General features: G+C 52.2%; 13 protein-coding genes and 1 pseudogene. 7 read left to right on the forward strand and 7 right to left on the reverse strand.

The genetic code is table 11. The annotated features are described in order from the left end of the window. Positions 1 to 537 precede the first annotated feature (537 nt). Positions 538 to 918: a hypothetical protein gene (locus ACR0JG_RS04130; protein WP_480567715.1), complete on the reverse strand. Its 381-nt coding sequence runs from the start codon at positions 916 to 918 to the stop codon at positions 538 to 540. Positions 919 to 990: 72 nt separating this feature from the next. Between ACR0JG_RS04130 and ACR0JG_RS04135 the strand changes: the two genes are divergently transcribed. Genes ACR0JG_RS04135 through ACR0JG_RS04145 form a run of 3 tightly spaced genes read left to right on the forward strand, consistent with a single transcriptional unit; the run spans position 991 to position 4,357 of the window. Beyond that, on the forward strand, positions 991 to 2,562 hold the full coding sequence (locus ACR0JG_RS04135) for a recombinase family protein (RefSeq protein WP_480569018.1): 1,572 nt from the start codon (positions 991 to 993) through the stop codon (positions 2,560 to 2,562). Next, positions 2,562 to 3,461 (forward strand): plasmid partitioning protein RepB C-terminal domain-containing protein, encoded by a 900-nt coding sequence (locus ACR0JG_RS04140; protein ID WP_480567717.1) that lies wholly within the window; start codon positions 2,562 to 2,564, stop codon positions 3,459 to 3,461. Before ACR0JG_RS04135 ends, ACR0JG_RS04140 begins: the two co-directional genes overlap by 1 nt. Then, on the forward strand, positions 3,458 to 4,357 hold the full coding sequence (locus ACR0JG_RS04145; RefSeq protein ID WP_480567720.1) for a plasmid partitioning protein RepB C-terminal domain-containing protein: 900 nt from the start codon (positions 3,458 to 3,460) through the stop codon (positions 4,355 to 4,357). The genes ACR0JG_RS04140 and ACR0JG_RS04145 overlap by 4 nt, the downstream gene beginning before the upstream one ends. A 426-nt stretch (positions 4,358 to 4,783) precedes the next feature. On the opposite strand, the gene ACR0JG_RS04150 is transcribed toward ACR0JG_RS04145, so the two are convergent. Beyond that, the gene (locus ACR0JG_RS04150; RefSeq protein ID WP_480567723.1) at positions 4,784 to 5,254 is read right to left on the reverse strand and encodes a MarR family winged helix-turn-helix transcriptional regulator; all 471 of its coding nucleotides are present in this window, start codon (positions 5,252 to 5,254) and stop codon (positions 4,784 to 4,786) included. 103 nt (positions 5,255 to 5,357) lie between these two features. On the opposite strand from ACR0JG_RS04150, the gene ACR0JG_RS04155 reads away from it, so the two are divergent. The 4 genes from ACR0JG_RS04155 to ACR0JG_RS04170 all read left to right on the forward strand — a co-directional run bounded on the left by ACR0JG_RS04155 (position 5,358) and on the right by ACR0JG_RS04170 (position 8,223). Then, the gene (locus ACR0JG_RS04155; RefSeq protein ID WP_480567726.1) at positions 5,358 to 5,726 is read left to right on the forward strand and encodes an antibiotic biosynthesis monooxygenase family protein; all 369 of its coding nucleotides are present in this window, start codon (positions 5,358 to 5,360) and stop codon (positions 5,724 to 5,726) included. Positions 5,727 to 5,763: 37 nt separating this feature from the next. After that, positions 5,764 to 6,207, forward strand: coding sequence for a hypothetical protein (locus ACR0JG_RS04160; RefSeq protein WP_480567729.1), 444 nt, complete (start codon positions 5,764 to 5,766; stop codon positions 6,205 to 6,207). 723 nt (positions 6,208 to 6,930) lie between these two features. Further along, complete coding sequence (locus tag ACR0JG_RS04165) at positions 6,931 to 7,137, forward strand: cold-shock protein (protein ID WP_170328727.1); 207 nt, start codon at positions 6,931 to 6,933, stop codon at positions 7,135 to 7,137. Between the two features lie 72 nt (positions 7,138 to 7,209). Then, a complete protein-coding gene (locus ACR0JG_RS04170; RefSeq protein ID WP_170403730.1) occupies positions 7,210 to 8,223 on the forward strand; it encodes a fatty acid desaturase in 1,014 nt (337 codons plus the stop codon). Here ACR0JG_RS04170 and ACR0JG_RS04175 read toward each other — a convergent pair. The 5 genes and pseudogenes from ACR0JG_RS04175 to ACR0JG_RS04195 all read right to left on the reverse strand — a co-directional run bounded on the left by ACR0JG_RS04175 (position 8,215) and on the right by ACR0JG_RS04195 (position 12,893). Further along, positions 8,215 to 8,463, reverse strand: coding sequence for a ParB N-terminal domain-containing protein (locus ACR0JG_RS04175; RefSeq protein WP_039524390.1), 249 nt, complete (start codon positions 8,461 to 8,463; stop codon positions 8,215 to 8,217). The two genes, ACR0JG_RS04170 and ACR0JG_RS04175, sit on opposite strands and share 9 nt — an antisense overlap. 74 nt (positions 8,464 to 8,537) lie before the next feature. After that, positions 8,538 to 9,227, reverse strand: a complete 690-nt coding sequence (locus ACR0JG_RS04180; RefSeq protein WP_170403725.1) for a hypothetical protein — start codon at positions 9,225 to 9,227, stop codon at positions 8,538 to 8,540. A gap of 1,639 nt (positions 9,228 to 10,866) precedes the next feature. Next, positions 10,867 to 11,451 carry a tyrosine-type recombinase/integrase gene (locus ACR0JG_RS04185; protein ID WP_480569021.1) on the reverse strand — a complete coding sequence of 195 codons (585 nt, stop codon included), beginning with the start codon at positions 11,449 to 11,451 and terminating at the stop codon, positions 10,867 to 10,869. 15 nt (positions 11,452 to 11,466) lie between these two features. Then, positions 11,467 to 11,697, reverse strand: a pseudogene (locus tag ACR0JG_RS04190) (alanine racemase); the annotation flags it as partial. Further along, positions 11,694 to 12,893, reverse strand: a complete 1,200-nt coding sequence (locus ACR0JG_RS04195; protein ID WP_480567732.1) for an N-acetyltransferase DgcN family protein — start codon at positions 12,891 to 12,893, stop codon at positions 11,694 to 11,696. The pseudogene ACR0JG_RS04190 and the gene ACR0JG_RS04195, both read right to left, overlap by 4 nt. Positions 12,894 to 12,960: the final 67 nt, after the last annotated feature.

The raw sequence follows: 12,960 nt of genomic DNA on the forward strand, positions 1-12,960 counted from the left end.
GTCAGGGTGAGGGCGCGGCCCTCCCCCTCGGGCAACGCTAGCCCTCCCCCTCGGGCAACGCTATTAGACAGGACCGTGTCCTCGGCTGTGCCTGCGGGCCGCACCACCCCTATCGAATAGCATTGCCTCGCCCCCTCCCGCGTTCGCCACGTGGCAGATCGGCAGAAACAGGCAGCTTCGCTGTCTGATCTGCAATTCAGCCCTGACTTTTCATAAGGGAAGCCAGATCAAACAAAACTGTCTGCAGGAGCCTTAAAATGGGAAATATGGGTCAGTTTAAGACTCGAAGGCCAAAATCAATTGTTGTCCAACATCGGGGGTGCCTTCCGGTGTCGAACGTTCACCTCGTTTCTGGTCCAACTGTGACGGTTGGGTCAGGTTCGTGTGACGTTCAACAGGAATGTCGGGCGACACATAGTTTTGCCATTCAACGACAGCTAAGCCATTGATTTTGAGTCATTCGATTTTTCATGGGCGCACGGGTTTTGCCATTTGCGACTCAAAGGCTTTCCATCACGTTGGAGCAACCGAAAGAGTCTATTCTGGTTTTTGATCGCCCTCATCGGCGCAAATCGTATCTAAATCACTCAAAATTCCGGCCAGTTCTTCTCTGACAAGCTTTAGCCGTGCTATCGAAATCGCCTCGCTCCGTCCCGCCAATTCGAGTACAACCGCGAAAACTGTGTCTGAATGCTTCATCAATGCGATCAGGTTTTCGCCTGTTGGTCCGTATGAGCCAGATATCCAGTTCTTAGCCGTTCGTTCACTTGCTCCAGTCCACCGCATCGTTGATTTTGTAGCTCGCCCTGCCCCACCCAGTTCTTGAGAGAGAGCGTTGCTGATCGCCTCCCTGTATTCTGAAGCCGAAAGGCGCTCGTCGCACTTTCGATGAAACGTGTTGCCCTTTTTATGAAACATGTTTCCGGACCTCTCCCTTTAGGATTGAGAAAGGAATCGCAGAGTTCCCGTACAGGTTTGCAAATTTGAGTGGTGGGAGCCGCAGCATTGAGTTGGCCGAAGAACAAGACAGACAGGGAAAACCGCCGGAACGCCGCACAGTACGTTCGCATGTCGACAGAGCATCAGCGCTACTCGACCGAAAACCAGGCCGATGCTATCCAACGCTATGCCGATGAACGCGGCTACAGAATTATCCGGACTTATTCTGATGCAGGCAAAAGCGGATTGAGAATTCAAGGCCGCGCAGGCCTATCGCAATTGATCGACGACATCGAAACTGGCCAGACCGAATTCGGAACTGTTCTCGTTTATGATGTCAGCCGTTGGGGGCGCTTTCAGGACGCCGATGAAAGCGCCTACTACGAGTATATCTGCAAACGGGCGGGCATTTCAGTCGAGTACTGCGCGGAACAATTCGAGAATGATGGCAGCCCAATGTCCACCGTCGTCAAAGGTTTAAAGCGGGCAATGGCAGGCGAATACAGTCGCGAGCTTTCGCAAAAGGTCTTTGCGGGGCAGCAGCGGCTGATCGAGTTGGGCTATCGACAAGGCGGCGCAGCTGGGTTCGGGTTGCGGCGGATGCTGATTGATGAAGCAGGACGTACCAAGGGCATTCTTTCGCGAGGTGAACACAAGAGTATTCAGACCGACCGAGTAACACTTGTTCCGGGTCCTGCCGATGAAATCGCAATAGTGAACCAGATCTTCTTGAGGTTTGTGAACGACGGTTGGTCTGAAGCTGAGATTGCGTCAGACCTGAACCAGCGCGGACTTCGAACCGATCTGGATCGGGATTGGTCACCGGCGGTTGTACGCCAAATTCTGACCAACGAAAAATACATCGGGAATAATCTCTGGAACCGCAATTCCTTCAAACTCAAGAAACGCCATGTTCGGAACGATCCGGAAAATTGGGTTCGCGCTGTTGGTGCCTTTGAAGCAATCGTTGACGCCAACCTGTTCGACGCTGCCGGAGCAATTATTGCAGCCCGCTCCCATGTGTTGTCCGACGAAGAAATGCTAGATCGGCTAAAGGAGGTTTTGGAGGAAAACGGGTATCTCTCGGGCTTTGTCATCAATGAAGCGCCAAAGCTTCCATCCAGCGGGGCCTATCAGAACAGATTTGGTAGCCTGTTGCGCGCTTACAGCCTCGTCGGCTTCAAGCCTGACAGAGATTACCGATACATTGAGATCAACAGACGATTACGCAGCCTGCATTCCGACATCATCCGGGACATCATCGCTGGAGTCGAAGCCGTTGGCGGAGATGTCGCTCGTGACCCCAATACAGATACCCTCACCATCAATGACGAGTTCACCGTTTCAATTGTCATTGCGCGCTGTCTTCAGACAGGCGCAGGTGCGTATCGCTGGAACATTCGTTTGAACACCGGTCAGCTCCCCGACATGTCCATCGTCGTCAGGATGGGGCAGTCAAACAGAACGCCGCTCGACTACTACTTGCTGCCTACCTTTGACATGACCAAATCAAAGCTGCGCTTGGCGGAAAACAACGGTTTGTCCCTTGATGCATTCCGCTTCGATAACCTGGCTCATTTCTTCGACATGGCCGCACGTACGCCAATACTGGAGGCAGCGTGATGGACCATGCGCCGGTCGGACGCACTGTTCTTGTTCCTGTCGATGCAATTGCCGTCGTCAACCCAAGGCTCAGGAACAAAAAGGTTTTCGACGAGATTACAGCGAACATCGCGGAGCTTGGGTTGAAAAGACCCATAACGGTTGCTGCGCGTGGGACTGAGAACGGAAGTGAGCCAGCATACGAATTGGTCTGCGGCCAGGGCCGTCTAGAGGCATTCAAGGTTCTTGGCCAATCTGAAATACCGGCGATCGTCATAGATGCCAGCAGCGAAGATTGCCTTGTTATGAGCCTGGTGGAAAACCTGGCGCGCAGGCACCACCATTCGCTGGACTTGCTCAGAGACATTGGTCGCCTCAAAGAAAGGGGTTACTCTGAAACTGAAATCGCCGCCAAGACTCAGCTGTCCAAGAAGTATGTCCACGGCGTCATCAAACTTCTGGAAAGTCACGAACACCGCCTTCTGCGTGCAGTGGAGAGCGGTAAGATTCCGGTCAGTGTTGCCGTTGACATTGCGGACGCGGATGACGTCGGCGTGCAACGTGTTCTGAGGCAAGCTTATGAGAAAAAGCTTCTGCGCGGCGGTAGACTCCTGGCGGCCAAACGTCTTGTTGAGGCGCGCCAGAAGCATGGCAAGGGCCGCGCGCCCACTAGCGAACGACCGCGTAAAAGCCTGTCGGTCGAAAGCCTGCTCAAGACTTATGAAAACGATGTCGAGAAAAAGAAGGTGTTGCTGAGAAAAGCAAGTGCAACGCGCAGCGAACTGCTCTTTCTGACAGAAGCACTCAAGACCCTGATGACTGACGAAAACTTCGTCACATTGCTTCGCGCCGAAGGCTTGATCAGCCTGCCAAAGCAGGTTGCAGATCGCCTGGCAAAATCCGAGGAGATATCCACATGACGGTGACCAAGGAAGAACAGAAGATTGCAGCGGCTTTTGAACAGGAGCTGGTGACACTCTCATTCGAGAACATCGCACCGCTCTATGTTGTCACGCCGCAAAAAAAGGCCAGCATCAAGTTCAAACAGATCATCACATCTGTTCGGGACGTCGGTCTTGTTGAACCTATTGTTGTGTCCCGCGACCCATTCAACGCTGGTCAATACACTTTGCTTGATGGGCATCTACGCCTTGAGGTTCTGAAAGACCAGGGTCAGACACATGCGCGATGTCTCGTGTCCACGGACGACGAAGCCTTCACCTACAACAAACGCATCTCTCGTCTCGCGACCATTCAAGAGCACAAGATGATCCTGAGAGCCCTCTCTCTTGGCGTACCGGAAGCCCGATTGGCGAGCGCGCTTAATGTCAACATCAAGACCCTGAAGCAGAAACGCCAGCTTCTTAACGGTATCTGCGATGAGGCGGCGGAACTTTTGAAAGACAAACAAGTGGCTTTGACCGGGTTTCAGATTCTGAAAAAGATGAAGCCAATCCGCCAGATTGAAGCGGCGCAACTCATGGTCGCCATGAACAAGTTCACGATCAACTATGCCCGATCACTTCTGGCCGCGACACCAGAGAGCCAGTTGGTGTCAGCGGCAACGCCGAAAAAGATCAAAGGCATTTCGCGCGAACAGCTTGAGCTGATGGAGCGCGAGTCTGCCAATCTGGAACGCGAGGTGCGCCTTGCCGAAGGCAGCTACGGCGCGGATCACCTCGATCTGGTCCTGACACGCGGGTACATCGCGAAACTGATGCGCAGCAAGCAGATCACACGTTACTTGTCGCTGCATCATGACGCGTTCTTACCCGCGTTTGAACAGATCACAGAAAACGAGTCCTTCACTTCTTGAACCCTCACGGCTGATTGGAATTGTTTTTGGGGACCCGGACCCATCAAGCGCGGGGACCGCAGGAGACGCCGCACGGTGGGGCGGATCAAGCGCGGCGATGGGGAGGGCGGCGGACCCGTCGGAGCCCATCATGCCGGGCCAGACGCCCGGCAGGTTTCTCGATGGTCTGCGCGTGTCTCCCGATACAGAGGCACGCGCAGACAACTTTTGGCTGAAATGCCTCACCATAACGAACCGCGAACGCCGTTGAAGCGGCATAATGTGAAGCGATATCTGGTTCAGTGGTTCTTTCATCTGCTTGTCAAAATGCTCCAGCAAATCAATGCGCTTGATAACGAGCATTGATAGCGCATGCAGATACCAACTGCGATGAGCCAGTCTCAATTGATGCTGCGATCTGTATTTGCATCAGCTTTGGGTCGGGCTCTATTCTTGTCGTATTGAAGCTTCTTCGAGCCGTGTTTTGAGACGACCAATAACATTTTGCGCAGTGGCAATCTCATCTGGCGACAGGCCCTCCGACAGTTCATTCACCCATGGGATTTGCCTCGCAATCGCGGCTTCGTACAACTCCTGCCCCTTTCGAGTCATGACAACCAAGTGCGCCCGCTTGTGGTGTGGGTTCGGCTGAAACTCCACCATGCCTTCTTTGCTCAATTCATTGATGATCCGTTGTACGCCTTGCCGGTGAACACCCATCGTCCGTGCATGCCACGCAACGGATTCCGGTCGATCAGAATAGGCGATGGCGCCAAGGATCTGCCATCGAGCACTTGTCAGACCGAGTTCTGATACAAGGCGATCACCGGCAAGCTGCAAACGACCGTTCAGCCGAAACACATCCAGTATCAAGGCCGTCACAGCTTCTCCTTCTTCGGTCCTTCGCGCATCCGGCATGTCGATTCCTCATTTCATTTGACAACGTGTTGTCATTGTGTTTGATGCTTCCTAAATATGACAACATGACACCAAATTGAAGCAACTTTCAAGGAGCACCGAAATGGTAAGTTTCAAACCCCTCGACCCGGAGTTTCCAATTGAACGGCAATTGGACATCGACGCTGGACCCGTCGTTCTCGTCAATCTCTTCACAGTCGATCCCGTTGACCAAGTCGCCTTGGTAGAAGCTTGGAAGTGCGATGCCCAATGGATGAAGAAGCAACCGGGTTACATCAGCACCCAACTGCGCAAAGCCGTTGGCGACGGCAGCATGTACCTGAACTACGCGGTCTGGGACTCTATTGCGGACTTCCGCGCCGCATTTTCAAACCCCGAGTTTCAGCAGCAGCTCAACCACTATCCCTCAAGCGCTGTGACAGCACCCCACCTATTCGAAAAGGTTGCGGTGCCGAATTGCTGCACGGCCTGACGAAATCCTTTCCAAAAGCCAATTTGAGTGAACCGCTATGAAAACAAAGATTCACGCCATCGCGGGCGGTATCGGCTTTTTGATGATCCTCCTCTTCTGGACATCAACGATCACCAGCGAACTCTTTGCGAGCCATGAAACAGTCGCAACCGTCAAGGCATTGATCCTGAAAGGCATGTTCATCCTCATCCCGGCAATGGCGATTGCTGGCGGATCGGGCATGGCAATGGGCCGGAAACGCAAGGACGCGCTTACGAAGGCCAAGAAGACCCGTATGCCGATCATTGCGCTAAACGGTTTACTGATCCTCGTACCAGCGGCTTGGTTTCTGGCCGGTAAGGCTGCCGCTGGCGAGTTCGACAGCATCTTTTACATCGTTCAGGTGGTTGAGTTGATCGCCGGGGCAGCGAACCTGTTCATGATGGGGTTGAATATTCGTGATGGTTTAAAGATGACCGGCAAAATTAAGCGCCTACACTGAAAGCTCGATTCTAATCCAAGTGCTAGCGAAATTGCCGACATTCGAGCGAAGGCGACGAATTGGTGCATTGTTGTGCCAAGAGGATATCAAGATACACCCAATACAATGTCGGCCTACTGGTCGCTTAGAACAACCAAAGCTTGAAAGTGCTAACCTCAACAAACCGCGAACATCCTTGTAGCGGTTTTATGTGAAGCGATCATTGGTTGAGTGATCATCGCCCCAGCGGACCCAACGCACCTTTACTTAGATCTGTCTAGCAGCAGACGTTGATCCCAATTGCAGAGATCGGCCGTCTCGAGCCCAAAATACAAAATGCTTCAGCGCGCTTTAAGGTCAGCGATGCGCAGAAAGCGGACTTTGCAAAGTCCCGCTTTGACATCAAAACGGACGCTTATCGCTGTCTCGCATGTTGCGGGATAGATTCCCAAAAGCGGTCATTGATCTTTTGTACCTCCTACCCAAGCCGCCTTCGCGTTTGGATCGCAGAGCAACAGCGTCATCTCAACTTGTCGGGCTCTAAGCCAGACAGGCTCGATTTCTCTGTTGCCCTCCACCGCATCAAGACTTGTATCGTGGGTACTCGAAGTCCATATACACAAGGCTTACGTTTTTCTTTTTCGACCTGCTGTCTCCTCAATTCGGCGTTCAGTCTTTCGATTCAGACCGACCACGCCGAGTCGCCGCAATAATGCGGGCGGCAAGTATTTGGAGACTTCCACCATGGCAAATGGCACAGTAAAATGGTTCAACTCGACCAAAGGTTTTGGCTTTATCGAGCCTGAAGATGGCAAGCGCGACGTGTTCGTACATATCTCAGCAGTCGAACGTTCCGGCCTTAGCGAATTGAAAGACGGTCAGAAGGTTACTTTTGACGTCGAAGCTGGCCGCGACGGACGCGAAAGCGCCGCCAATCTGGCACTCGCCTGACCTTTTAAGGGCACCCTTTTCGGGTGCCCTTTTGAACAATGGGCTACTATAAGCCGTTGGAGAACAAGTAACTTGCAACCTAAAGATTGGACGCGGGTGCTCGCGCAATACCGTGTTGCCGATGCGAAGCGCAGTGTTTTTGAACTTGCGATCACTGTTGTTCCCTTATTCGCGCTATGGGTCCTAGCGTGGTTTGCGTTGTCATTTAGCGTCTGGATCGCAATATTGCTGGCCATCCTGAATGCCGCATTTCTGGTCCGTATCTTCATCATTATGCATGATTGTGGTCATGGATCTTTCTTCAGAAACCGCAACGCATGCAATTGGACCGGCCGGGTTCTAGGTGTTCTTACCGTGACACCCTATGACGTTTGGCGGCAAAGCCATGCGATTCACCATGCCTCAACCGGTAACCTTGATCGGCGTGGTATGGGTGATATCCCTACATTGACCATTGAGGAATACCTGAAACGGAATTGGTTCGGGCGTGCCGCGTATCGTCTGACCCGGATTCCCATCTTCCTATTCGGTGTTGCGCCGATCTATACGTTCTTTCTTCAAAACCGTTTACCTCTTGGTTTCATGCGATCAGGCTGGCTGTACTGGGCAAGTGCGATGGGAACAAACGCCGCAATTGCGGGGTTATTGGCTCTGGCTTTTTGGGCCGGAGGCTTTGAGGTGTTGGCGTATGTTTTCCTGCCAACCATGATTGTCGCCGCGTCGATTGGTATTTGGCTTTTCTACATTCAACACCAGTTTGAACACACGACCTGGGATCGGGAAGAGAGCTGGAATCTTCAGAACGCCGCATTCTATGGAAGTTCTCATTATGCCCTACCAGGCATCCTGCGTTGGTTCTCTGCCAATATCGGCGTACACCATGTTCACCACCTTGCCAGCCGCATACCGTTTTATCGGCTAAACGAGGTTTTGCGTGACCATTCTGAGTTGGAAAATTGCCAGCGTATTACTCTATATGAGAGCTTTCATTGTGCACGATTGCATCTTTGGGATGAAAAAAGTCAACGTCTGCTAACATTTTCCGAGGCTTTGTCGAATGCCAATTCCAATAGGTATTTAGTGTAGTCTGGCGCGAACCAGATAGGCTTCGACCGTATCACCGCCCAAGGCGCGAATGGCCTCTAATCGGTGAAGGCCTTCAATTAGCACGAACCTCTTGTTGTCCGAGCGTATCTGGATCGGGGTCTTCTGGCCGTTCTTCAGGATATCTTCGGCCAGCGTCAGAACTTTTTGTTGATCAAGCGTTTTCGCCCGTTTCACAGGTACATAGATCAGGTCGAGCGGATATGGTCTTTTCTCCAACATAAGCTAAGTGAGCAACCTCTCGTGCATTTGTTCCGGTTCGAAGTTCGCTACAAAAGCTGGGGCTGGAACGTATGTCATAGAACCGAACGAACAGCGTCGCGAAGTTCCTGATGCATGATCCAGGTTGCTGGCTCATCTTCACTTTCGATGTGAGAAAATGCCAGGACCTGCGCGGATCCATCATTGTGTGCCGATCCGGCTTCAGGAAGTTCGAGCTCCAGATATTCCGCAATCAATAGTCCGATTTTCTTGAATACCTTGATGGCGGCCTCGCGCGATTTGTAACCGGCCGCCTGAGATAAGTGACCAATGGTCAGACCTTCCTTACCAGCGATTGTAAGTGCTTTGAGCATTGTGACTTGCGCAGGGGTGAGCCTGATCTGGCGCAATGCCTCGGTATATTCTCTTTCACTGGGAACGAGGGTGCCAGAGTTTCCCTCCAAACGGCGTTGACCGCTACGTTTCCTGTCTCGTTCTTCGAGAATTTCTTTTAACGCTTCAATGGCCAATGCTGGTGTTTCACCAACTGCATCGGCAATCATTGTCTGCGTTTTGGCTGGTGGCTTGGGAAACGCGCGCGCAACGCTGTTACCGCTCAGAATGCCAGCCTTAATCAAGTACTTTCCAAATTCTTCCTCAATCACACCAGATACGTCAGCGTTTCGCGCCTTACGAACACTGCGATCCTGAAATGCTCTTTGGTCCTGACCACGAGCTGACATCTTTGAGTCCGGAAGGGTCACTTGAGGGGCATTTTTACGCATCAGAGAAACACCACCACAATTATCGCTGCAACGCACACTGCTGACGCAATAGATATCTTAATCCCATAGGACCGGCGACGCACCTTTTCGGCTTTGAGACTTTTGCCCAGATTTTCGTCAATCGAGTTATGGTTCACGGCTTAGTCCTTCCGGATTTGTCAGGCGGTATTGATTTCCACCAACCTATTGTCGCGGCACATTTTCGGCGCACTTGTCATTCTGTCTCGTGAACGGCCGATTACATTCCCAACCGTCACCTCTTCGATTTAAGTGAGCGTTGAAAGGGACAAGGATCGCAACGCACCTGTCCTGGTTCGCGCGAAAACCACGCTCACACTTCCATCCAGAATATGTGTCAGACGCGAGGTATGCGTGATCGGGAACGATCACAAAGTCACAGCCACCTTCCGTCGCTTTGAACCCTCTCAGACACACCCAGCCATCAGCGCTTCGCCTGTCAGATAAGCGCCCGTTCTCGGGAACTTCTATTGTAACGCACTCCCGGCCCTCTTTGCGAAAACCCCAGTGGCAATGTGCTTCCTGAGCACCAAATCGTGTTTCGACGAACCCGTTTTCAGGCACAAACACTTCTTCACATCTATCCTCGACACGTTGGAACAAGCGATTGCACTTCCATCGATCTCCGGTCGATGCAAGATAGGCGTTCTCAGGAACATAGATTTCATCGCAAAACTCCCCAACTTGCTTGAATCCATGATTGCATTCCCAGTCACTGCCATAGGAACTGCCCGTCAAATACGCGTTTTCGGGTATGTCAGTTCTTTGACACGATCCATTCTTGTTTTCAAAACCTTCGTCACAAACTAATCCGTCGGTATTACCTGCGGTTTGAGCAGGAAGCTGCGTTCCTGAGAGCAACACCAAAAGTGTCGGGATCAAACAAAGAATGCGGCGCGTAAACACGATGAAAGACTGATTGAAACGGAGCCTGAGACCTGATCTATCGGTCATTAGGCACGCAATTTATGAGCCATGTGCTCTTCATACGGCGCCTTCTTTCATGGGTCACGCAATGACTGATGCATGTCAGGTGACAATTGCGAATGCTTGCGAGGAACGAGCTCATAGCGAAGACCCCAGCGAAACCCGTTCCTATGCTGGGGCACATGCTACAATTAGTCTGAAGGCCATTGGATCATCGAAGCCGGCAGCATCGCGGCGACGAGTAACTTTCACCAATGCACTTTTGTGGTCCTTAGCCAGAATAGAGTCAAGGAAGTTTCCCTTGTCGCAATGCAAGTACCGCCAGGGCAGGTTGTTTTTGAAACTGCCGGTGACCAAGATCCTTGGTGAACTACCGAAAGAAATTGTCTGGCCTGAGTGCGGCGAAAGAGGAGTATGTGATCAAGGCTTCCCCGTGACTATGAATGACTGGCCTGATAACATTGGCTGCAACGCAGCGATTTTCGCGCCGCTTCTGCACAAGTACTCGCGGCGTGATCAAATGGCCGCTCGGTCCCGCACCCTGTAAATTGCGCCTGAGCCGAGAAAACTGTGCTGCGAGCGCACGCAACAAGATTTTGACACTTCCGCTCAGGGCACGCTACGTCCCACTCCTGCGTAAAAGAACTAGAACCACTATGGATTGGCGACCGACAGCGCCGCTCGCCAAACTGTCTCAGATGTCTATGCGCTCTGCAATGCTTAGCGCGTCTTCCAATTCAACGCCCAGGTATCGCACGGTGTTATCGACCTTTGTGTGCCCAAGCAGAAGTTGGACCGCGCGGAGATTTCCTGTCTTGCGGTAGATCTCAGCTACTTTGGTTCGTCGAAGCGAATGCGTGCCATATCCGCTCGGTTCCAATCCGATTGCGGTCACCCAGTCTCGAACCAGCCTGCCATACTGGCGCGTCGAGATGTGTGGTCGATCATGGAATCGGCTTGGAAACATGAACCGGCTAGCAAACATTTCCGGTGATTTTACCCATACCAATACAGTTTCTCGCGTGTTTTCCGTCAGTTCGAATTGAACAGATCGCTTGGTTTTGCTCTGGATCACCGAAACACGCTCACGGACGCGATCGTCTTTGACAAGATCGGTCACAGCGAGTTTGACCAGATCGCAGCCGCGTAGCTTGCTATCAATCGCGACGTTGAACATTGTGAGATCACGCAGATTTCCAGAAAGTTCGAGCCGGGCACGGATCGCCCAGACCTGTTTTGGGAGTAGCGGTCGTTTCTGACCGATGAGCCAGGTCAGCATGGGTGTTCGGATCAAGGATATGGAGCACGAGATTCCAGCATCGCGCATACGCATGATATTGCTGATCCGCGCGTCCGCCAGCCCTGTCGCGCCGCCTTCAAGCATAGCATTCGCAATCTCAGGGTGACCGCACACGGCTTTTGTCACGCCTGTAACCGTAATTCCACGGGGTCTAAGGCGATCGACAAGGAACCGTGTGTTGTAAAGAATTTTGCTCAGATCAATGTCGATACGCAGCTTGCTCATTCAATCGTCGTTACAGGTACGTGCTGCAAACGCGGAAAGGCAGAAAGAACCATGTTCACCAAGTTTGATGAAGGACGGTTCAGAGCGTCAGTGACCGGGAGGTACAATTTGCAGTTATAATCTGTGATGGCCTTTGAAATCTCAACATCATTCATTCCTTCATGGTTGATCGTCATGCCAATTACCTCTGTGTTCGCAAAAGCCTCGATCAGGGTGATTTCATCGCAAGGGTCGGGCATAGTCATGTTGGGGAAATCACATCGACGTTTTCGTTTAGGCGCGTGTTGAAGAATAACTGCATGTGGCTGACTGCCTCGCAGAATGAATGCTGATGTGCAAAAGGCCGGATGGCTTAGCGCGCCCTGGCCCTCGATCACTATGACATCCGGGTGTTCATCTTCAGATGCTGCAACAACAGCGCGCTCAAGCTCGCCACAGCAAAATTGCGGCGGCACCGAATCCATCGCGACACCATACTTGGCGCCCTGCATCAATCCTGTCTGGCCGGTACCGACCAAAACTGTTTTGATCCCATGCGCGTTAAGGGCACTTGTCAGGATTGTCGCGGTTGTACGCTTTCCAATTGCACAATCGGTGCCGAACACCGCGATGCGGATCGCCTGGACGTCTCCAACACTGCCATCTAACAGGCGCAGGTCGCGATTAGGCCGCGGCTTGCGAATGTCGCGTATCGTGACATCGTGAATTTTGGCAAATCCGGCGAGCTCTTTGTCATCGCAAAGAAATTCATGCAGCCCACTGACGATGTTCATTCCGAGCGTTATCGCATCCACAACAGCTTCGCGATCTTCAAGGGACATTCTGCCGCTGGCCGGCGCCATTCCGTAAATAAACGTGTCGGGGATAGTAGCTTCATTAGCGACGGCGGCATCAAGATCATCGAAGATGGGAACCTGATTTGCGACATTATCAAGCACTTTGCCACTGTCACGACCGCCATACGTGCTGTCGATCACCGAAAGAACGCGATAGGCCTGTGAATGTCGAACGAGACCATTAGCCGTCTTGCCATCGATCTTTGCGAAGTTTCCTTCGCAATACACAATTGCAGTCGGTGTATCTGTCACAAGTGTCTTGCGGTGAAGCTCTGGAAAAACTGCTTGTTCAGGCGGCAGCTTTTGCGCATTGCTGGCAATGAACTTCCTGTCATCCGACGCAATGGGTAGGGGTTTCATATCTGTTCCTTTTGGGAGTGTGAAACGCGCCGTCCTTGGTAAGAACGGGCACAAATTGTGAAGTTTG

Source organism: Ruegeria sp. AD5, assembly GCF_056542345.1.

Coding starts and splice junctions, on each gene's coding strand:
- ACR0JG_RS04145 (WP_480567720.1), top strand. CDS start 3,458: ATGACGGTGACCAAGGAAGAACAGAAGATTGCAGCGGCTTTTGAACAG.
- ACR0JG_RS04160 (WP_480567729.1), top strand. CDS start 5,764: ATGAAAACAAAGATTCACGCCATCGCGGGCGGTATCGGCTTTTTGATG.
- ACR0JG_RS04150 (WP_480567723.1), bottom strand. CDS start 5,254: ATGCCGGATGCGCGAAGGACCGAAGAAGGAGAAGCTGTGACGGCCTTG.
- ACR0JG_RS04140 (WP_480567717.1), top strand. CDS start 2,562: ATGGACCATGCGCCGGTCGGACGCACTGTTCTTGTTCCTGTCGATGCA.
- ACR0JG_RS04195 (WP_480567732.1), bottom strand. CDS start 12,893: ATGAAACCCCTACCCATTGCGTCGGATGACAGGAAGTTCATTGCCAGC.
- ACR0JG_RS04165 (WP_170328727.1), top strand. CDS start 6,931: ATGGCAAATGGCACAGTAAAATGGTTCAACTCGACCAAAGGTTTTGGC.
- ACR0JG_RS04185 (WP_480569021.1), bottom strand. CDS start 11,451: ATGCTGACCTGGCTCATCGGTCAGAAACGACCGCTACTCCCAAAACAG.
- ACR0JG_RS04180 (WP_170403725.1), bottom strand. CDS start 9,227: ATGCGTAAAAATGCCCCTCAAGTGACCCTTCCGGACTCAAAGATGTCA.
- ACR0JG_RS04130 (WP_480567715.1), bottom strand. CDS start 918: ATGTTTCATAAAAAGGGCAACACGTTTCATCGAAAGTGCGACGAGCGC.
- ACR0JG_RS04175 (WP_039524390.1), bottom strand. CDS start 8,463: ATGTTGGAGAAAAGACCATATCCGCTCGACCTGATCTATGTACCTGTG.
- ACR0JG_RS04155 (WP_480567726.1), top strand. CDS start 5,358: ATGGTAAGTTTCAAACCCCTCGACCCGGAGTTTCCAATTGAACGGCAA.